The sequence below is a fragment of the Rhizobium sp. BK196 genome, from assembly GCF_014193255.1.
Classification (GTDB): domain Bacteria; phylum Pseudomonadota; class Alphaproteobacteria; order Rhizobiales; family Rhizobiaceae; genus Rhizobium.
In genome coordinates this window covers 1-19,479 of the sequence record NZ_JACHZB010000008.1, presented here as the reverse complement: position 1 = coordinate 19,479, position 19,479 = coordinate 1, and the positions used below count along the sequence as shown (strand labels likewise).

General features: G+C 60.4%; 22 protein-coding genes. 12 read left to right on the top strand and 10 right to left on the bottom strand.

Annotation, left to right across the window (positions count from 1 at the left end; translation table 11 throughout):
* Window positions 1-6: 6 nt before the first annotated feature.
* Together pdeM and FHT78_RS22985 are read right to left on the bottom strand one after the other, a co-directional pair.
* On the bottom strand, window positions 7-744 hold the full coding sequence (pdeM, locus tag FHT78_RS22990) for a ligase-associated DNA damage response endonuclease PdeM (RefSeq protein WP_246715402.1): 738 nt from the start codon (window positions 742-744) through the stop codon (window positions 7-9).
* Between the two features lie 37 nt (window positions 745-781).
* Window positions 782-3,292 (bottom strand): ligase-associated DNA damage response DEXH box helicase, encoded by a 2,511-nt coding sequence (locus tag FHT78_RS22985; RefSeq protein ID WP_183748888.1) that lies wholly within the window; start codon window positions 3,290-3,292, stop codon window positions 782-784.
* A gap of 96 nt (window positions 3,293-3,388) precedes the next feature.
* On the opposite strand from FHT78_RS22985, the gene FHT78_RS22980 reads away from it, so the two are divergent.
* On the top strand, window positions 3,389-3,889 hold the full coding sequence (locus FHT78_RS22980; RefSeq protein WP_183748887.1) for an Rrf2 family transcriptional regulator: 501 nt from the start codon (window positions 3,389-3,391) through the stop codon (window positions 3,887-3,889).
* Between the two features lie 46 nt (window positions 3,890-3,935).
* On the top strand, window positions 3,936-4,397 hold the full coding sequence (locus FHT78_RS22975) for a carboxymuconolactone decarboxylase family protein (RefSeq protein WP_113322942.1): 462 nt from the start codon (window positions 3,936-3,938) through the stop codon (window positions 4,395-4,397).
* A gap of 64 nt (window positions 4,398-4,461) precedes the next feature.
* Here the strand turns inward: FHT78_RS22975 and FHT78_RS22970 are convergent, their stop codons facing one another.
* The 3 genes from FHT78_RS22970 to FHT78_RS22960 all read right to left on the bottom strand — a co-directional run bounded on the left by FHT78_RS22970 (window position 4,462) and on the right by FHT78_RS22960 (window position 6,500).
* A complete protein-coding gene (locus tag FHT78_RS22970; protein WP_183749159.1) occupies window positions 4,462-4,629 on the bottom strand; it encodes a hypothetical protein in 168 nt (55 codons plus the stop codon).
* Between the two features lie 108 nt (window positions 4,630-4,737).
* Window positions 4,738-5,373, bottom strand: a complete 636-nt coding sequence (locus tag FHT78_RS22965; protein WP_183748886.1) for a YitT family protein — start codon at window positions 5,371-5,373, stop codon at window positions 4,738-4,740.
* Between the two features lie 194 nt (window positions 5,374-5,567).
* A complete protein-coding gene (locus FHT78_RS22960) occupies window positions 5,568-6,500 on the bottom strand; it encodes a methyltransferase (protein WP_183748885.1) in 933 nt (310 codons plus the stop codon).
* A 140-nt stretch (window positions 6,501-6,640) separates the two neighbouring features.
* Between FHT78_RS22960 and FHT78_RS22955 the strand changes: the two genes are divergently transcribed.
* Genes FHT78_RS22955 through FHT78_RS22945 form a run of 3 tightly spaced genes read left to right on the top strand, consistent with a single transcriptional unit; the run spans window position 6,641 to window position 8,785 of the window.
* Window positions 6,641-6,907, top strand: coding sequence for a DUF6460 domain-containing protein (locus FHT78_RS22955; protein ID WP_113298476.1), 267 nt, complete (start codon window positions 6,641-6,643; stop codon window positions 6,905-6,907).
* A 1-nt stretch (window position 6,908) separates the two neighbouring features.
* Window positions 6,909-7,406, top strand: coding sequence for a CAP domain-containing protein (locus tag FHT78_RS22950; protein ID WP_183748884.1), 498 nt, complete (start codon window positions 6,909-6,911; stop codon window positions 7,404-7,406).
* Between the two features lie 32 nt (window positions 7,407-7,438).
* Window positions 7,439-8,785, top strand: coding sequence for an MATE family efflux transporter (locus tag FHT78_RS22945; protein ID WP_183748883.1), 1,347 nt, complete (start codon window positions 7,439-7,441; stop codon window positions 8,783-8,785).
* On the opposite strand, the gene FHT78_RS22940 is transcribed toward FHT78_RS22945, so the two are convergent.
* Together FHT78_RS22940 and FHT78_RS22935 are read right to left on the bottom strand one after the other, a co-directional pair.
* Window positions 8,761-9,849 (bottom strand): quinone-dependent dihydroorotate dehydrogenase, encoded by a 1,089-nt coding sequence (locus tag FHT78_RS22940; RefSeq protein ID WP_183748882.1) that lies wholly within the window; start codon window positions 9,847-9,849, stop codon window positions 8,761-8,763. The two genes, FHT78_RS22945 and FHT78_RS22940, sit on opposite strands and share 25 nt — an antisense overlap.
* Complete coding sequence (locus FHT78_RS22935; protein WP_183748881.1) at window positions 9,846-10,199, bottom strand: DUF952 domain-containing protein; 354 nt, start codon at window positions 10,197-10,199, stop codon at window positions 9,846-9,848. Before FHT78_RS22935 ends, FHT78_RS22940 begins: the two co-directional genes overlap by 4 nt.
* Before the next feature lie 133 nt (window positions 10,200-10,332).
* On the opposite strand from FHT78_RS22935, the gene FHT78_RS22930 reads away from it, so the two are divergent.
* From FHT78_RS22930 to FHT78_RS22910, 5 genes are all read left to right on the top strand, one after another.
* Window positions 10,333-10,731 carry a hypothetical protein gene (locus FHT78_RS22930; RefSeq protein WP_183748880.1) on the top strand — a complete coding sequence of 133 codons (399 nt, stop codon included), beginning with the start codon at window positions 10,333-10,335 and terminating at the stop codon, window positions 10,729-10,731.
* Between the two features lie 89 nt (window positions 10,732-10,820).
* The gene (locus FHT78_RS22925) at window positions 10,821-11,468 is read left to right on the top strand and encodes a response regulator transcription factor (RefSeq protein WP_183748879.1); all 648 of its coding nucleotides are present in this window, start codon (window positions 10,821-10,823) and stop codon (window positions 11,466-11,468) included.
* A 115-nt stretch (window positions 11,469-11,583) separates the two neighbouring features.
* Entirely contained in the window at window positions 11,584-12,249 is a 666-nt protein-coding gene (locus tag FHT78_RS22920) for a helix-turn-helix transcriptional regulator (protein ID WP_183748878.1), read from the top strand.
* A gap of 10 nt (window positions 12,250-12,259) precedes the next feature.
* Complete coding sequence (locus tag FHT78_RS22915) at window positions 12,260-13,021, top strand: thermonuclease family protein (RefSeq protein WP_183748877.1); 762 nt, start codon at window positions 12,260-12,262, stop codon at window positions 13,019-13,021.
* Between the two features lie 48 nt (window positions 13,022-13,069).
* Entirely contained in the window at window positions 13,070-13,483 is a 414-nt protein-coding gene (locus FHT78_RS22910; protein WP_183748876.1) for a tellurite resistance TerB family protein, read from the top strand.
* A 113-nt stretch (window positions 13,484-13,596) separates the two neighbouring features.
* Here the strand turns inward: FHT78_RS22910 and FHT78_RS22905 are convergent, their stop codons facing one another.
* Window positions 13,597-14,472 (bottom strand): transporter substrate-binding domain-containing protein, encoded by an 876-nt coding sequence (locus tag FHT78_RS22905; protein WP_183748875.1) that lies wholly within the window; start codon window positions 14,470-14,472, stop codon window positions 13,597-13,599.
* A gap of 453 nt (window positions 14,473-14,925) precedes the next feature.
* Here FHT78_RS22905 and FHT78_RS22900 point away from each other — a divergent pair, with 453 nt between their 5' ends.
* Window positions 14,926-16,926, top strand: coding sequence for a methyl-accepting chemotaxis protein (locus FHT78_RS22900; RefSeq protein ID WP_183749147.1), 2,001 nt, complete (start codon window positions 14,926-14,928; stop codon window positions 16,924-16,926).
* A gap of 64 nt (window positions 16,927-16,990) precedes the next feature.
* Here the strand turns inward: FHT78_RS22900 and FHT78_RS22895 are convergent, their stop codons facing one another.
* Entirely contained in the window at window positions 16,991-17,374 is a 384-nt protein-coding gene (locus tag FHT78_RS22895) for a VOC family protein (RefSeq protein ID WP_183748874.1), read from the bottom strand.
* Between the two features lie 360 nt (window positions 17,375-17,734).
* Here FHT78_RS22895 and FHT78_RS22890 point away from each other — a divergent pair, with 360 nt between their 5' ends.
* Window positions 17,735-18,016, top strand: coding sequence for a hypothetical protein (locus tag FHT78_RS22890; protein ID WP_183748873.1), 282 nt, complete (start codon window positions 17,735-17,737; stop codon window positions 18,014-18,016).
* A gap of 77 nt (window positions 18,017-18,093) precedes the next feature.
* Here FHT78_RS22890 and FHT78_RS22885 read toward each other — a convergent pair whose 3' ends face one another.
* Window positions 18,094-18,771, bottom strand: a complete 678-nt coding sequence (locus tag FHT78_RS22885) for a hypothetical protein (protein ID WP_183748872.1) — start codon at window positions 18,769-18,771, stop codon at window positions 18,094-18,096.
* Window positions 18,772-19,479 lie beyond the last annotated feature (708 nt).

The following is a 19,479-nucleotide window of genomic DNA, read 5'->3' as shown; positions in this document are numbered from 1 at the left end:
AATGCGTCAGCCGCGCAAATTGCCATAGCGGACCGAATAGATCCGGTCGCGGCCGAGAAGATGGGCAATCAGCAAGGCATTGTCGAAGAGGCCTTTCATCGCCTTGTGGCCGAGGTCCAACCCGCCGCTCATGACACCGAAAGCCGGCATCAGCAAGCGGGCGCCGTCTGTCGCGAAGCAGGGACGGCGGACGGATTTTTCGCGGCGGCGGACGGTGGCGGCAGGATGTAGGTGACCGGCGATCTCGCCCTGCTGCAGGCCTTCGCGCGGCTCGTGGCGGAAGATCAGGCCGGCATAGTATAGCTCGTCCGAACAGGCGCCAGGCAGATCGACGGTGCCATCAGGATCATGGTTGCCATTGATCCATATCCATTCGCGGCCGCGGGCCATTTCGACGATCAGCGTGCGGAAGGCATCCGGCAGATGCTCTGAGCCGACGCGGTCGTGGAAATTGTCGCCGAGCGAAATGACGATCTTCGGATCGTAACGGGAGATGACGGCGGCGAGCACTGTGAGCGTCGCCAGCGTATCATAGGGCGGCAGCATCATGCCGCGGCGGGCAAAGGCTGCCCCTTTTTCGAGATGCAGGTCGGAGACGACGAGAATGCCGGCATCCGGCAGATAGAGCGCGCCAAGCGGATCGCAAACGGCAGCAACACCGTGAATGGCGGTTTCGACGCCCGGTATTGCGGCAAGACCAGTCATGTCACGGGCGAGCGCCAAGCGGTTCATCACTCTCGTCATTCCAGTCGTTTCCAGCCCGATTTCTCAGGCCCACTCGTCAGCCCATCGCCTCGGCGATCAGATCGTCGGCGGCTTCGGCAAGCAGTGCGTCATGAGCCTGACCCGGCACCGATTCCCTGCCGATTTCCAGCATGACCGGCACGGCGAGCGGCGAGATATGGTCCAGCGGCCGATGGGTGATGTGGCCCCTGATTCGCTTCAGCATATCGCCAAGGCGGGAAATATCCAAAAGTCCCGACGCCGCATCCTGTCGCGTCGCCTGCAGCAGGATGTGGTCAGGCTCGTGGGTTCTGAGCACATCGTAGATGAGGTCGGCCGAGACAGTGATCTGCCGGCCGGTCTTTTCCTTGCCCGGATGGCGCCGTTCGATCAAGCCTGCAATCACGGCGCAATTGCGGAAGGTGCGCTTCAAAAGGAAGGATTCGTTCAGCCAGGATTCCAGATCGTCTCCCAGCATATCCTCATCGAAGAGATCGGAGAGACTGAGGCGGCCATTGGCAATCATCAGGCCGAGATCCTCGAGGCCCCAGACGCCAAGAGAATAGTCCGTGGCGACGAAGCCGAGGGGTTTTGCCCCTGCCCTGTCCAGACGCCTGGTCAGCAGCATGCCGAGCGTCTGATGCGCCAGCCGCCCTTCGAAGGGATAGATGACCATGTAGCCTCGGCTGCCACGCGGGAAGGTTTCGATCAGCAGTTCCTCGTGCTTCGGCAGCAGGGATTTTTCCTTCTGCAGCGAGAGCCAGTCGCGCACCTGATCCGGCAGTCGGTGCCAGCGGTCCGGATCATCCAGCATCGAGCGGACCTGATCGGCGAGATAGGTCGAGAGCGGAAACTTGCCGCCGTTATAGGACGGGATTTTCGGATCAAAGGAATAGGCCGGGCTGACGAGCGCCTCGCTCTCCCTGATACCCTCAAAACGCAGTACCTTGCCGGAGAAGATAAAGGTGTCACCCGGTGCGAGCTGTTCGAGGAAATATTCCTCGACCTTGCCAAGCACGGCACCGGGGCGGCCGAGCCTGCCGCCCTCGCCACGCTTTGCCATGCGGATATTCAGCATCGGATCTTCGACGATGGTGCCGAGGTTCAGACGATATTGCTGGGCGACCTGCGGATTGGAAACGCGCCAGCGGCCCTCCTTGGTCTTGCGGATGCGGGCATAGCGCTCATAGGTACGCAACGCGTAACCGCCGGTCGCGACGAAATCGACGACGCGCTCGAAGGTTTCCCATGAAAGATCGACATAGGGCGAGGCGCTGGTGATCTCGTCATAGAGCTCCAGCATATCGAAAGGTTCGGCGCAGGCCATGCCGAGCACGTGCTGGGCGAGCACATCAAGCCCGCCGCGGCCGACGGGTGGCGTGTCCTGCGCGCCGATGTAATTCGCATCGAGTGCCGCCTGGCACTCCATCACCTCGAAACGGTTGGCGGGAACGAGGATCGCCTTCGACGGCTCGTCCATGCGGTGATTGGCGCGGCCAATGCGCTGGGCAAGACGGGAAGCGCCTTTCGGCGCGCCGACATGGATAACGAGATCGACATCGCCCCAATCGATGCCAAGGTCGAGCGTCGAGGTGGCGACGACGGCCCGCAGCTTGTTGGCTGCCATGGCGGCTTCGACCTTGCGGCGCTGGGCAACATCCAGCGAACCGTGGTGGAGCGCGATCGGCAGGTTCTCCTCGTTGACGGTCCACAGCTCCTGAAACAGCATTTCGGCCTGCGAGCGGGTATTGACGAAGAGCAGTGTGGTCTGATGGTCGATCAGCTGCCGATAGACATCCGGAATAGCATATTTAGCGGAATGGCCCGCCCAGGGAATATGCTCTTCGGTATTGAGGATGGAGATATCGGGCTTTGCGCCGCCGTCAACGAGGACGAGGCTGGCGTGATTTTCCCTTCCCTGCACCTGCGCCACCAGCCATTTCTGCAGATCGAGGGGATCGGCGACGGTCGCCGAAAGACCGATCGTCTTTAGATCGGGTGCAAGCCTGCGCAGCCGGCCAAGGCCGAGCGAGAGCATATGGCCGCGCTTTGAGGTAACGAGCGAGTGGAGTTCGTCGAAGATGACGTATTTCAAATCCTTGAAGAAGCGCTCCGCCTCCCGATTTGCCAGAAGCAGCGCCACCTGCTCCGGCGTCGTCAGGAGTATATCGGGCGGGTTGAGCTTCTGGCGCTGGCGTTTGGCGTTCGGCGTATCGCCGGTGCGGTTCTCGATCGATATCGGCAAGCCCATTTCGGTAACGGGCTTCATGAGATTGCGCTCGATATCGACGGCCAGCGCCTTCAGTGGCGAGACGTAAAGCGTGTGGATGCCAGTGAAGGCCGAGCCTGGCGGAATCCTACCGCGGCGCGTGAGGTCGGTCAGCGCCGGCAAGAAGCCGGCAAGCGTCTTGCCGGCGCCGGTCGGAGCAATGAGCAGCGTGCTCTCGCCCGCTTCGGCACGAGCCAGCAATTCAAGCTGGTGGGCGCGCGGGCGCCAGCCCTTTTCCGCGAACCAGCGAAGGAAGGGGGTGGGCAAGGCAAGGCTGGTCTCGGCATCGATCTGATCCACGGGGCAAATGTAGTTCAAATGCGGGCGAATAGAAGCGGTATTGACTCCCCGGCATAATCGTGGATAAATAATATCTACGATTAAAGGAGATCGGCTGTGAAGCTTGGTGACGGCGTCGAACAGAGCATTCATTGCACAGCGGCCCTATCAGGGCTTTCGGCGGGCGGCGTGCTATCGGCAGCAGCCCTCGCCGAATTTCACGGTGTCTCGACGAGCTATCTCTTAAAGCATCTGCAGGCGCTTTCGGGGGCCGGGATCCTGGAGACAGTGCCGGGGCCGAAGGGTGGTTATCGGTTGGCGAAGAGGCCGGAGGATATTTCGCTGCTCGATATTGTGCTCGCGGTCGAGGGACCGGCGCCTGCCTTCCGCTGTTCAGAAATCCGCCAGCGGGGGCCGAACCCATTGCCGCAGCGCTATTTCACCAAGCCGTGCCAGATCACGGCGGCGATGCTCAGGGCCGAGCGCGCCTATCGCGCCGAACTCGCAAGCACCAGCATCGCCGATATCCTGGCTGAACTTTCCGCAGATGATGACGGCGGGATCGCCGCCAGAGGCTGCGCTTTCATGGAATTGCATGAAAGAAAAGCGGCTCGCTGAGCCTCGATACAAACCAACCCCAATTCCAAACCTAAGGAGAAATACCATGCAAGCACGTTTCAACTTCGGCAAAGCCGCTCCGGATGCCTACAAGGCCGTCGTCGCACTGGAGCAGTATGTACAGGAGTCCGGACTGGATAAGCGCTTCATTCACCTGATCAAGCTTCGTGCCTCGCAGATCAACGGCTGCGCCTATTGCGTCGACATGCATTCGAAGGAAGCGCGCCATCACGGGCTTTCCGAACAGTGGATCAACCTGATGTGCGTATGGCGGGAATCGCCGGTTTACGACGCCCGCGAACGCGCCCTGCTCGGCTGGGTGGATGCGGTGACGAAGATTGCCGAAACCGGTGCACCGGATGCCGATTACGAAGCCCTGAAGGCGCATTTCTCCGAAGAAGAAATGACCAAGATCACGGTTGCGATCGGCACGATCAATATCTGGAACCGGCTTGCCGTCGGCTTCCGCAGCCAGCATCCGATCGATGCCCCGCAGAAGGCAGCCTGATTCTACCTGCAGGGAATTCTTCCCAGCGACCGACCCGAAAATTTCGGGTCGGTTGATCATACGGTCACCTGTGATCGGTCGTGGCCCGTGCTGCAACGGCTCCAAGCCATTTGCCCGAGAGGTCGGTGCTGTTGAATATGTCGCGAACGACCTTGGCGATTTCCTCTGCAGAAGAACCCTTGGCGTATTCTTCCTGCATGCGGCGTCTGACAAGCTTTTCCAAATCCGACATAGCTTACCTCATCATATCCGGCGCGAGGAAAAGTGTCGCGCCTGCGACGATCACAAGCAAGTTACGTTTTGTTTAGAACGGCTTACCGATTTGTAAGGTTGGAACTGCCTAGAGCGCGATGTAGCGGTCGGCCCTGTGATTGATCGCGACGAAGAGATTGAGAACGACCGCACCGAGCACGGAATAGAAGACGACCGGCGGCGTGGTGACGAAGAAGGCGGCCGCCAGCACGCACATGTCGACGACGAGCTGCACGAAGCCGGCGCGGATGCCGAAACGCTCCTGCATATAGATGCCGAGAATGCCGACACCGCCGAGGCTGGCGCGATGACGATAGAGCGCCAGAAGGCCGAAGCCGAGCAGCAGGCCGCCAAGAAGCGCCGCCCAGACCGGATGGATGGCGGCGATTTCCATGACCTTGGGCTGCAGGCTGGTCAGAGCCGAGGTCAGGCCGATGGCGATGAAGGTCTTGATCGTGAAGGCCGTACCGAGGCGCTTCCACGAGAGATAGAAGAAGGGCAGGTTGAGCAGGAAAAAAGCGAGACCGAAATTCACGCCGAAGGCGTAGTGCAGCAGGAAGGCAATGCCGGCGGTGCTGCCGGTCAGAAGGCCGGCACTGGCAAGAACGTAAAGACCGAGAGCGGAAACGAGGCTGCCGGAGAATATGCCCTGCACATCCTCGATCGGCGTGTGACGCGTCGCAGTGGTATTCCAGAAACCGAGGGCACTGATGAGCTGGCTCATGTCGCGATCTCCGATGGCGGCTGCTCCGGTCAGACCGGAGGTAGAGGGATGTAAGGGTGGATGCAGCGCGTGCTGCGCTTTAGGAGCGCATCGCTTTCTCACGGAATGACCGGATTATCAGGCCTTACAAGGTTGCACGCAAGCGAAATATGTAAGCAATGCTGACCTATTTTAAAATCGCAAGAAACATGCGTTCAGATGGTTTTGCGCGTAAGGAACAGAATACCGGAAACCGGTTTGCCGCCATCTTTGCGAATGGTCGTTTTGACGCTATTGCGGATTTCGAGACCGTGCGCTGCCGCGAGCCCTTTCACATAGATTTCAGAATGGGCATAGCGCAGCGACGGGGCCAGGTAGAAACCCTCTCCATCGCCGCCATCTTCGACTGAAAAGACGAAATCGGCGCCTGGTGCGGCAAGCTTGTCGACGATCGCGAAGACGCTTTCCAGATTGCCGAGATACATCAGCACATCGGCGGCGGTGACGAGATCGGCGCGGTGCCGCCCGCCGTCGGCAAAGAGACCGGAGGCTTCGGGCGCCAGCGACAGATCGGCTTGCGCGAGATGGTCATAGACACGCTTTTCCGCAGCCTTCGCCAGCATGTTCTGCGAGAGGTCGAAGCCTTCGAGTTCTGTGACATGAGCGCGGATTTCCAGACCGAGCAAGCCGGTTCCGCAGCCGAGATCGACGGCACGCTGATAGTGTCGGCCGGTAGACGCGACGAGCGCGGCGATCTTCTGCGGGACGGAATAATCCAGCTTCTCCACCAGCGAGGTCTCGAAGCGATCGGCATAATCATCGAAGAGACGCTCGACATAGCGGCTCGACGGCTGCGCCGGAATTTCGGCATCGCCGAGCAAGGCAAGTTTCAGGCCGGCGCCGAAGATATCGTCGGGGTCAAGCTCCAGCGTGCGGCGATAGGCTTCGACGGCCGTATCGGCCCTGCCCGCCTTTTCGCGGTATGTGGCGAGGCGATACCAGCCTGCTGCCCAGGTGGGTGCCAATTCCAGCGCCTGCTCCATCAATTCGGCTGCCGCTTCCGCTTCGCCGCCCTCGTCGAGCATCTTCGCATAGTCGGCGCGGCGGTCTGCAATGACATCGCCGGAGGAAAGCTGGCTTGGCTGCATGATCGGACCCTTTGGCTGACGGCATTTGGCTTCGGCCACAAAAAAACTCAAGTCCTATTTCAGAGGCGGTGCTGTCTTGGCGGAAAAGGCTTGCGGGCGAATCGCCGCGACCGTATCTCAAGGCAAACAGGAGATGGCGCATGTCCGATCAGGTGAACAGGTTCCTCGGCGATTCCATTGGCCGCACGATCATCAAGCTTTTGGTGGTGTCGCTGATCGTCGGCTTCGTCATGGCCATCTTCGGCCTTACGCCCTGGGAGCTCATCTACAATTTCCGCGATTTCGTGATCCATCTATGGCGGCAGGGCTTCTCTGCGCTCGGCCGCGTCGGCGACTATCTCCTCCTCGGCGCCACCATCGTCATCCCGATCTTCATCATCATCCGTCTTTTCAGCTATCGCAAATAACATGAGCTCAATCATCCTTTCTCGCCGCGGCCTGCTGCAGCTTTCGGGCCTCGCACTCGCGGCCGGCATTGCCGGCTGCACCACGACTCCGAAGCTTGCGAGCACGCCTTCCAATGCCGCAGACGAGACCGCCTCGGCACTGCCGCTCGTCAACCAGCTTCGCGCCAGGAACGGCCTGCCGCCGCTCAGCGTCGATCCGCATGCAAGTGCCGCCGCCATCTTCCAGGCCAAGCGTATGGCAAGTGCGGGCAGGATGAAGCATCTGATGGGCATAACGGACAGTTTCGGCGCCCGCGTGAAGGCGAGCGGTGTTGTCCTGCCGGCTGCCGAAAATATCGCTTCCGGTCAGCAGAGCGTCGATGCAGTCGTCACCGCCTGGATCAATTCCCCCCATCATCTGGAAAATATGCTCGGCCGCTATAGCGGTCTCGGCGTTGCCGTTGCACATAATACGTCTTCCAAAAACCTGCCCTATTGGGCCATGGTGCTTTCCAGCTGAGGCGATTCCGCCTCGATCCTCACGAGGCGGATATGGATACCGGCAGCAACAGAAATACATTGGCCTTCGACGTGACGCATCGGCTGGTGCTGTCGATCGCCATTCCGATGACGCTCGGCTTCATGACCACGCCGCTGCTCGGCATCACCAACACCGCCGTCGTCGGCCATATGGGCGATCCGGAAGCGCTGGCGGGGCTCGCCATCGGCGCCATGCTGTTCGATCTCATCATGGGCAGCTTCAATTTCCTGCGCGCCTCGACCACCGGCCTGACGGCGCAGGCGCTCGGGCGGCGCGATGCGCATGAGCAGCAGGCCGTCTTCTGGCGGGCAATCGTCTCCGCGCTCGGCTCCGGTCTGGCCCTTCTGGTGCTGTCACCGCTGCTGATCCTTGTCGGACTGAAGCTGATGGGGGCCGAGGGACAGATTGCCGAGGCGACCAGTACCTATTTCTCGATCCGCATCCTCGCGGCACCGGCAGCGCTTGCCAATTACGCGCTGCTCGGTTTCGTGCTCGGACGCGGACAGGGTCGAATGGGGCTGCTGCTGCAGGCGCTGATCAACGGCATCAACATCCTGCTTTCCATCTATCTCGGGCTGACGCTCGACTGGGGAGTCTCGGGTGTCGCCTGGGGCACGATGGCGGGCGAAACGGCAGGGGCGGTTGCCGGTCTCTTCATCGTGCTGCGCGGCTTCGACAACGCGCACCGGCCAAACAGTATGGAGATATTTTCGCGCAGCAAACTCGCCGAGCTTTTCGCGCTGAACCGCGACATCCTGATCCGCACTTTCGTGCTGATCGGCTCCTTCGCGATCATGACCCGCATCGGCACCAGCTTCGGCGCTATTACCCTTGCGGCCAACGCGGTGCTTATGAACTTCTTCCTCCTGTCGGGCTATTATCTCGACGGGCTTGCCAATGCCGCCGAACAGATCACCGGGCGGGCGATCGGCGCGCGATATCGGCCAGCCTTCGACCGCGGTTTGAGGCTTACGGCCCTCTGGTCCTTCGGCCTGGCGGCGATCATTTCCGCCTTCTTCTACTTCGCCGGCCCCACTCTGATCTCCGGACTGACCAGTTCGCCTGAGGTCCAGGCAGCGGCCGAGACCTATCTGCCCTGGGCCGCGATAACGGGACTGACGGGCGCGCTTGCCTTCCTGATGGACGGCGTCTTCATCGGCGCGACATGGTCTGTCGACATGCGTAACCGCATGCTGATGTCCTTTGCAGGATATCTTGCGATGCTCGCCGTCTTCGTGCCGCTCTTCGGCAATCATGGCCTATGGCTGGCGATGAATGCCTTCCTGCTGTTTCGCGGCTTCTTCCTGGCGGTGCTGATCAAGCCGCGGGCGGCTCAGACCTTTCGTGCTGCCCAGTAATCGGCGCGGCTGTCCCTGATATCCCGTATCGAGGCAACCTTCTCGCGATCGAGCAGCTTCGACAGACCGCGCACGATCGTGCCGGGAAGGCCGGGACCTTCATAGACCATGCAGGAATAGAGCTGCACGAGATCGGCCCCGGCCCTGACCTTTTCCAGCGCCGTTTCAGCCGAGGAGACGCCGCCGACGCCGATGATCGGGAGAGCTGGCCCCACACGCTTGCGCATCTTGGCAAGCACGGCCGTCGACTTCTCAAACAGCGGCGCGCCGGAGAGACCGCCAGCCTCCTTCGCCTGGAGCTGATCCTTCAAGCCGTCGCGCGAAAGCGTCGTATTGGATACGATGAGACCATCCAGCGCATGCGACAGCGCCTCCGCAGCAATGTCATCCATGCCCTCTTCGGTAAGATCAGGGGCGATCTTCAGGAAGATCGGGATTTTTCGGCCGGCTTTCTCCGCTTCCTCATCACGCGCCGTCAACACAGCCGACAGGAGTGCGGCAAGGCTTTCGCGCGCCTGCAGGTCGCGCAGGCCCGGCGTGTTGGGCGAGGAAATATTGGCGGTGAAGTAGCGGGCGACGGAATAGAAGCGTCGGATGCCGGCGACGTAGTCGGCCATACGGTCTTCGCTATCCTTATTAGCGCCGATATTAACGCCGATAATGCCGGTGCGGCCGATCTGCGAGAGACGGCGGAGGGCGGCTTCGTGACCCTCATTATTGAAGCCGAGGCGGTTGATGACGCCTTCATCCTCCACCAGGCGGAAGATGCGCGGGCGCGGATTGCCCGTCTGCGGCTTCGGGGTGACAGTGCCGATCTCGGTGAAGCCGAAGCCGAGCTTCAGCAATGCCTCCGGCACTTCGGCATTCTTGTCATAGCCTGCCGCCATGCCGAGCGGATTGGGGAAATCGATGTTGGCAACGGTCTGGCGCAGGCGCGGATCGGGCGCGATACGGCAGGCGGGCATGACACCTGATTTCAGTGCGGCAATCGACATGCCGTGCGCGGTTTCCGGATCGAAGAGGAAGAGACCGCGGCGGGCAATGCGCTTGAAAGAATCGATCACTTGGCAAGCTCCGGGAAAATGTGGAGGCCGGCATCGTCGAGCGGCAAAGGCGCTTCCCAGAGCACGGCCGAAAGCGGCAGATCGGCATAAAGATGCGGGAAGAAAGCACCGCCCCGCGAGGGTTCGAAGACCAGCTTGTCACCGAAATTGCGACCGTCGACGGCGACGAGGACAAGGCCAGCCTGGCCGGCAAAATGCAGAGCTGCCGTCTGCTTGACCTGATCTGCCGTCGAGAAATGGATGAAGCCGTCCTTGATATCGATGCCGGCGCCATGAAAAACGCCGGTTTGTCTGGCTTCCTGCCAGAGCGCCTCCGGCACGATCTTGTAAAGGGTCGGTGTCGCGGTCATGATGATCCTGTTGGCTCGCCTTGTTGAGAGGGGGCTGGCCTTCCTGATGAGGGCTTTGCCCCAAAGAGGCGGTGATGTCCACGCCTGCAGGCGCAAAAACGGACAGACACCACGCTTTGCGGAGGATGAGACGATGAAGGCATTTGCAATCACGCTTGCCGCCGGTCTGCTACCGCTTGCGGCATTGGCGGCGGAGCCAGACGCAACCCGCTTCCAGCTCGAGCGCAGCGGCGACCATTTCGTGCGCCTCGACCGGCAGACGGGGGCGATGTCGCTCTGCACCGAAAAGGACGGGGCGCTGGTCTGCCGCATGGCGGCCGATGAACGCGCCGCCTATGAGGACGAACTGGACCGGCTTGCCGACCGGGTGAGTGCGCTGGAGAAGAATACAGCCGCCCGACCCGCCTTGCCGACGGATGCGGAAGTTGACCGCTCGATCGGCATCATGGAGCGGATGATGCGCAGTTTCATGGGTATAGTTCGGGAATTCCGGGCTGAGGATGAGGCCAATCCTCTTCCGCAGCGGAGTTGAGCCGGTTATACTCATATAAGTAGAAAGTCATGTTCGTGCGGGGAGCCGGACAGGACTGACGGGATCGAGCTCTTGGGAGGGAGTTTTCGATGCAGGAACAGACCATCATCATCGCTGACGACCACCCGCTTTTCCGCGACGCGTTGCGGCAGGCGGTGACCGGCATGGACGGACGGCAGGAGATCGTCGAAGCCGGGGACTTCTCCGCGGCGAGAACGGCCGCGGCCGAGCACCCGGATGCGGACCTGATGCTGCTCGATCTCGCCATGCCTGGAGTCAGCGGTTTTTCCGGGCTGATGGCGCTGCGCTCCGAATTCGTCAGCCTGCCGATCGTCATCATCTCGGCAACCGATGACACCACGACGATCCGCCGGGCACTAGAGCTCGGCGCTTCCGGCTTCATTTCGAAATCCTCGGGCATCGAGGATATCCGCCGCAGTATCCTGACAGTTCTCGCGGGCGACATTGCCACGCCGGAGAGCTATCGCGACGGACAGGAACAAGACCCCGATGTCGCCGACCTCATCCACCGCCTGCATACGCTGACACCGCAGCAGAGCCGGGTGCTGACCATGCTCGGCGAAGGGCTCTTGAACAAGCAGATCGCCTACGAACTCGGCGTTTCCGAAGCGACGATCAAGGCGCATGTCTCGGCCATCCTCTTGAAGCTCAACGTCGACAGCCGTACGCAGGCGGTCATCCAACTCGGCAAGATCAATATGGCGATGGTCGCCTGAGCCGAACCATCCGCCGACAGGATTTTATTCCTCATTTTCGCTTTACTCGAGGAAATGCCTCGGTTAATCTGCCGGCGATAGAAAGCGGCCGGACGGACCGCGGGACCGGACGCATATGCTGTCACATGACCAGATCTGGGGAGCGATCGACAGGCTTGCCGAAAGGCATGACCTGACGCCGTCTGGTCTTGCGCGACGGGCGGGGCTCGATCCGACCTCCTTCAACAAATCCAAACGGCTTTCGTCGGACGGACGCCTGCGCTGGCCTTCGACGGAATCCATCGCCAAGGTGCTGGAGGCGACGGGAGCGAGCATGGAGCAGTTCCTCGGCTTCATGCGGCCGGCGGGCGCGGCCGCCAGCCTGCCGGAGGGTATTTTTGCGTCGCAGGGAAGCTCCATTCCGCTGCTCGGCTTTGCGCAGGCGGGTGCCGGCGGCTTTTTCGACGATGGCGGTTTTCCTGCAGGCCAGGGCTGGGATGTAGTGGAATTTCCGGCCGGCCCCTCACAGAAGGCCGGCGTCTATGCGCTTGAGGTACAGGGCGAGAGCATGATGCCGCTCTATCGCGACGGCGATGTGCTGATCGTAGAGCCCGGTGCGCAGGTGCGCCGCAACGATCGTGTCGTCGTCAAGACACGCGAGGGCGAGGTCATGGCCAAGGTGCTCCTGCGCCAGAGCCCGCGCTCCATCGAACTTTTGTCGCTCAATCCCGAACATCCCAACCGGACGATCGAGCTTTCCGACGTCGAATGGATTGCCCGCATCATCTGGGCCAGCCAATAGGAAAATAATCATGCGCCCTGCAGCCTTGATCACAGGTATCGCGGGGATGGCGGTTGTGGTCGGCCTGCTCTTGGCCGGGCAAGCGCGGCTTAATGGGGGCGGAGGTCTGTCATCTGACGCCGATGCCGGAAACGTGGCCGCGGCGCTGCCCGATGTGGCAAATCCGGCTGCATCTTTGACCGAGGAGGATGCGGCACTGATCGCCCGGACAACCGAGCCTGCACCGTCAAACCCGGCAGCGGCTCCGCCTGAAAATGCAAAGGGTTCCGCCGAAAATGCGCCGATGGATAAAACGGCGCAAGACGCTCCCGCGACGGCTGAGACGGTGCCGCCCGCACCGGACGGAAAGGACAGCGTGGAACTGTTGCGGCCGACGGTGGAGAGCGCCGGCATCCTCTCCTTCGGCAAACGCAGGCTGCAGATCGCCAATGTCATCGAGACGCCCACCGACAAGAGTTGCGGATCGGATGGCAAGCAGTGGCCATGCGGCATGATGGCGAAGACGGCGCTGCGGCTTTACCTGCGCAACCGCGCGATCGATTGCGACCTGCCTTCCGACGCATGGGAGGATATGGCAAGTGCTGCCTGCCGGCTGGGGCAGCAGGATATCGGCACATGGCTGGTCGAAAACGGCTGGGTGGAGGCGCAGCCGGGCTCACCGCTTGACGCTGCCGGCGAAAAGGCAAAGCAGGCAAAACAGGGCATTCACGGCGAGGACCCGCGCCGCAGGCCGGCGGCTGCGCCCCGGCCCGAAACCGCCGCTCCCTTGTAATAGAGATCGCCAATTCCTAATCTCCGCTCATCGAAGAGGGAATCAGACATGAACAAGCCGCTTTCCGCCCATGACGCGCTGATCTATGTGATGGTGATGGCATCTGCCGTCGACAGCACCATGAACGACCGGGAATTGGAGAGGATCGGCCAGCTCATCGGCTTCCTGCCGGTGTTCCGCGATTTCGACGACGACAATCTGATCTCCGTCGCTCGCGACTGCGCCTCGCTGCTGGCCGGTCCGGAAGGGCTGGATGTGGTGCTGGAGACCGTGCGCGATACGTTGCCTGCCCGGCTCTACGACACGGCCTATGCGCTAGCGGTCGAAGTCGCCTCCGCGGATCTTTCCGTCAAGGCCGAAGAACTGCGGCTGCTCAGCCTGCTGCGCGATCGCCTCGGCCTCGATAAACTGACCTGCGCTGCCATCGAGCGCAGCGCGATCGCCCGCTTCCGCAAGGGCTAAAGCTTCATCGGATTTAGAGCATTTCCGTTTTTCTTCGAAACCCGGAAATGCTCCATCTATTTGTTTTTACGCAATTCCGGACGCAAAACCGCTACACACTTTTGCTGGAATTGCTAGTAGAGCCCGTAAGGGAAATAACGCAGATAGAGTTCCTGCAGGCGGCCATTGCGCGAGAGCGTTGCCAGCGCGTGGTCGATCGCTGCCGTCAGCACGCTGTCGTTCTGGCGCAGCATGATCGTCATGCCCTCGCCCAGAAAATGCTCGGACAGATAGGGACCATCGAACAGGGCGCAGCATTTGTCCGAAGCCGACGAAGCGACCCAGAAGGAAAGCTGCAGCGCATCGGCGAAGGCAGCATCGATCTTACGTCCCTTCAAGGCCGTCAGCAGCGCTTCCTTATTGTCAAAGGCCTGAGCCTTGATGGCGGGGAAAAAGGCAGCAAGCATCGCCTCATGCACCGTGCCCTTGACGACGCCGACGGAATGGCCGGCGAGGCCGGCCGCCGTCGTTCCGGTCACCGAGGCGGCCGTATTGCGGACGAAGCGGGCCGGCAGCATCAGATAAGGGCGGGAGAAGAGGAACTCGCGGCGCAGCTCGGGCGTGACGGCGAGGCCGGCGATGACGGCGTCACCCTGCAAGCCGGCCAGCGCTTTCTGCAGGTCGGCAAAGGGCAGCGCCTGGATCTGGCACTTGTCGGCGATCTCCAGCTCGGTGCAGATCTCGCGGGCGAGATCGACGTTGAAGCCGGAGAGCTTGCCGTTCTGGTCGGTGAAATTGAAGGGCGGGAAGTCCACCGAGGTCAGGAAACGCAGGCGCACGAGCGAGGAGAGATCGGGCTTGGCCAGGCGCTCGCGGGAATCGAAAAGCAGCGGCACGGAGAGGCCCGATTGCTGCGCAAAAACGGAAAACGCCGAAAACAGCGCAAACGAAAACAGGCAGAGGACAAAAATCCTCCTGAGGGCCGGAAACGCCAGCTTAGATTGCACCATTATAACCTGCCTCGGGGGTCAGAAGCGGCGCTTGGCCACAGGCTGAGATGTAACAGAATCATATCCATCGCGGAATATAGTCCGGTTGGGCGGCACCTTGCGACAGGACGGAATCAAAAGCACATGCCGCCGCCTTCAAGACAAGTATTTCGTGAGCTGCGAGGCGAACGCCGTCACACAAAATTTCGCATAAATTGTATTTATTTATCCCTGGACGCGAGACAGCCATGCCCCACACATTTTGCGGGGAATCACCCGATACCGTTAGCGCGGAATTAAACAATATCCCATCTTATTTGGTGCGACGACATCGACCCCACCGGCCGACCGCATGATGCGCATGTCGAAGCTCCTAAGGTATCCCACCAGCGCCATACCAAAGAATCATTCTGCAACAAGTGATTTCAAGCACACCGGGTCAGCAACATGCCCGGCTCATCGGGTGACATTTCCATGCTGAAACATCTGAAAATCCGTACAAAAATCATCTCTGTCGTCGCGCTTCTCGGGGTGATCGCGATGGGCGGGCTGATTTACATCATTTCCGAATTCCGCGGCGCGGATGCGACCTACAGCGCCTTCATCGATCATGAAGCCGTCGCTGCAATGCAAGGGTCGCGCGCCAGCGCCTCGATTGTCTCCGCCGTGCTGCAGGCGAGCATGCTTGCCAACATCAAACCTGATACCCCGGCCTTCGCAACGGCGATTTCCACGCCCAGCAAGCTGCCGCAGGCTCGAGACCGGTTGAAACAGGCGCTCGAGCTGGTACCGAGCCGCAAGGCGGCGATCGAGGAAATCCTGGCGGGTATCGATGAACTGGCAGTCCTTTCTGACAAGGTGACCGAACAAGCAAGGGCCAAGGATAGCGCCGCCGTTCAACAGACCGTTGCGCAGATGAATTCTAAGTTGAACGTGCTGACGCCGAAGATGACGGCCAATAACGACGCGATGATGAGCACTCTCAACGACGGTGGCGACGCGCTCTCGGCCGCCGTCAACGACCGCATCAACCTCTGCTTCACGCTCATCGGCATTGCCGTCATCGGCGCCATCGGTCTCGGTGTCGTCGTCGCCCAGATCGGCATCACCACCCCCATGGCAAAGCTGCGCGATCGGATGACCGGCCTGGCAGAAGGCGACACGGACAGCGAAATCGCCGGCCTCGACCGCCGCGACGAAGTCGGCAAGATGGCGGAAGCGGTCTCGGTCTTCCGTGACAATGCGATCGAGCGCATCCAGCTCGAAGCCCGCGCCGAAGCCGAACGCAGCCTCAGCGACAACGAGCGCCGCGAACGTGAAGCGCAGAAGACCGCGGAAGCTGCCGAGCTCGAGCGCGCGGTCAGCGCACTCGGCGACGGTCTGCGCCGGCTCTCGGCGGGTGATCTGGTCTCGCATATCGAAACGCCTTTCGTCGCGCATCTCGAGGATCTGCGCCAAGACTTCAACAATTCCGTCGAAAAGCTCAACGAGACGATGAACACGGTCGGTTCGAACGCCCGTGCCATTAGCGCCGGCGCCAACGAAATCCGGTCGTCTGCCGACGAGCTTTCGAAGCGCACCGAGCAGCAGGCAGCGTCCGTCGAAGAAACGGCAGCAGCGCTCGAAGAGATCACCACGACGGTGAAGGACGCGGCAAAGCGCGCCGAAGAAGCAAGCCAGCTCGTTGCCCTCACCCGCCTTGGTGCAGAGAAATCCGGCGACGTCGTCCGCAAGGCGGTTGCTGCCATGCAGCAGATCGAGCAGTCTTCCGTCGAGATCGGCAATATCATCGGTGTCATCGACGATATCGCCTTCCAGACGAACCTGCTGGCGTTGAATGCCGGCGTCGAGGCTGCGCGCGCAGGCGATGCCGGCAAGGGCTTTGCCGTCGTCGCCCAGGAAGTGCGCGAACTCGCCCAGCGATCTGCAAACGCCGCCAAGGAAATCAAGGCGCTGATCACCACATCCGGCACGCATGTGCAGACCGGCGTCTCGCTGGTCGGGGAAACGGGCAAGGCGCTCGATGCGATCGTCTCCGAAGTGCAGGAAATCAACCAGCACGTCCATGCGATCGCCGAAGCCGCCCGCGAACAGTCAATCGGCCTCCAGGAGATCAACACCGCCGTCAACACCATGGACCAAGGCACGCAGCAGAATGCGGCCATGGTCGAGGAATCCACCGCGGCAAGCTACAATCTTGCGACTGAAGCAACGGCGCTCAACAACCTGCTCGGCCAGTTCCGCCTGTCGGGCACCGGCGGCTTCGTCGCGCGCGCGTCGATCCCGACGGCACCGCCCGCTCCGCGCGCCGCCGCACGACCGGCCGCAAGAGCCCCGGTCCGCGTTGCCGAAAGCACCGCGCGCCCGGCGGCTTCGCCAGCCCGCGCCCTCGGCCAGAAGATCGCCAGCGCCTTTGGTATGAACAGCACAACCGCTCCATCCAACAGCCAGGAAGCCGACTGGACTGAATTCTGAGCTGATGTCGTGATTGAGTGAGGATGGGCGGCTTCGGCCGCCCATTTTCGTTTCGGGTCTCTCTTCAGACTGGTGGACGCCAACCGACTTCGACAAGAATGTTGCCGGGCGCAGTGCAATAGAAGAGCCAGCCGCCGCGAATGGCGGCAGGCGGTCCTGAGATAGCGGCATCATCTGCCAGCAGGCACTCATATAGCCGGTCGACATCCGATCTTTCGGCGAGGATGAAGCCGATATGATAGGTCTGCCGCTGCAATTCCACCTGGTCGGCACCGCCGAATTTCGGCAGCGGGCGGCTCAAGACGATTTCGATGCCCTGCTCGTCATGAAGGATCGCCCGGCCGATCCGCTCGTTCATCCCCTGCAATGACAGGCCGAAATAACGCAGGAAGAAATCCGCCGTAGCGGCGATATCGGGCACGTAGAAATCAAGATGGTTCAAACGCATGACTGTCTCCTTTGAGAATAAAATCCCGGAGGAGTGCGTTTTCTAACGCTCCGCATGCCGCCGGGCCCCGCATTCGCATGCGGGCCACGTCGCGGGTTCTCGTGTGAAACACGGAGCAGAGCTTCCGATAGTGGAAGGGACCGGGCTTACCTCATCCGGTCCTGCCTTTTTCGACAGCGCCGCTCTAGCAGATCGGGCCGAGAGCGGCAATATGCCCGGCGGGGTCACTTTCGCCAAGCCATAAACTATTGGTCGCAAAGCTCTTCTCGAAGGGTTGAAGTCAGCGACGCCGTTTGTGTCGTGAGCTTTCGGCGATTTGCGGTAGAATGGCGTCATGCTGCGGAACGAAAGGCATCCGACATGAAACTGATCGCACTTGGCCTCATTGGCGCGCTAGCGCTCGCCGGCTGCACGACCGTCGACTATACCGGCCCGGGCCTCGAACCTATTCCTGGCAGCATCACTTATAACGGTCAGCCGCGCTCGAAGCTCACCAAGTCGCCAGTCGGCTCGACCTTCCCGCACAATTTCATCGACCAGTACGGCCGGCAAGTCGAGGAAACCTATATCATTCGCCCAGATCGGACGCTTGCGATCGCACACCGCCAATACCGACCGATCAACATCTTCGGGGATGATTGAGAGGGACCGGGCATCGCCAGCTCAGCCAAAGCGAGAACCATCGACATATCGCGCTTCCCATTTGAAAATACTGAGTGCTATTTCTTCGATGATATATTGGCCCTCGCGTATTGACCTCGCTGTGGCTCCCGCACGGCTGATATATTGAGATCCTTTCCTATGATCGCGCAGAGTTCGATGGCGGCAACGCTTTCTGGATTCAGCAACGTATGTAGCTCGGCTCTGCTTACTTTCAGATCCTCGGTAACTACCTGAAACATATCTCCGATTTCCATTCTCGGAATCGGTTTGCGATCCTTTCCGTCCTCATATGCAAGACGTTGAGCCTCCTGATATTTCCGATAGGCCACGCTCACGCGTGGAATGGATAGCGCTTCGGAAGAGATATCATTATGAGCGAACTCGATGCATCCTCGCGGATAATGATCAGCCAGAGCACCAATGACATCCCCCGCCCTCTTCAGCACCTCAATCGCAGAATCGTCGCTCGCACGCGAGAACGCGGGGTTGCCGTATTTTCGAATCATGGCGTCTGCGGCTTTTATCGCGGCCTCCTCGTCTCCGGCCTGAAAGGTAGCGTTTATGTCCTTCGCTTCATCCATATGATCTGTGAAAATCGCGTGCAGCAAAGGATTGGTGCTCGCAAGGTCGCTCATTAGCTCCTCAACCGATCCCGGCGCCGCATCTTGTGCAATCGCCCCTGATGCGAGAAACCCAATCCCGGCGCACACCGATAAGAAATCTTTCAAACTCATCCCCAGTTTGCATGTTCTTCAGACGAACTATCAGGCTGTCCCGCCGCCGATACCAATTTTGGCCTTCCCGGATGCGCGATTGACAATTGCCATAAACAAAAAAGGAATTCAGCATATAAGCCAACCCCTGATTTCAGTCGCATCTACAGGTACAGAATGATTTTTCCTCCCGGTAAGACGCTGTGTCGTTGGGTAGTATTATCTTTCGTATTTTGTATGTTGGCCATCTATGTGTATGGAGAAACGCTCCAGTCACACAAAAGCCCGGAAGAGCAGACGATAGATATATTAAAGAGATATCTTACTGAATCCGGAGAAGCAGATCGAATACGTTTTGCGAATTGCTCTAGAATCGAAGGCTTAGAAAGCGATCCGCTTCCAAACGTGAGCTTCTTTGTGGGGTGCGGGATCAAGAAACCGCATTCGGCAGACCCCATTAATCTTGCGGTGGCGTTCGGCGTTCGCGGACAGGTTGAATTTATGGATATATCGAGGGGTGGAAAATGACGGAGCCGGGTTCACAAAAACCTGAGCTTTGTACGACAGGAAGCGCAGGCGCATCGGGAATTCGGCATTTTCGGTGGCCTAAGAACCTTGCTGGACATCGCTGGAATGCCCGACCCGAGAGATAGGTGACGTTTCGTACCGGAGACATGGGTAACACTTTTCGCTTTTTGGCGGGAGGTGTTGATGCCGTGGAAAGAGACT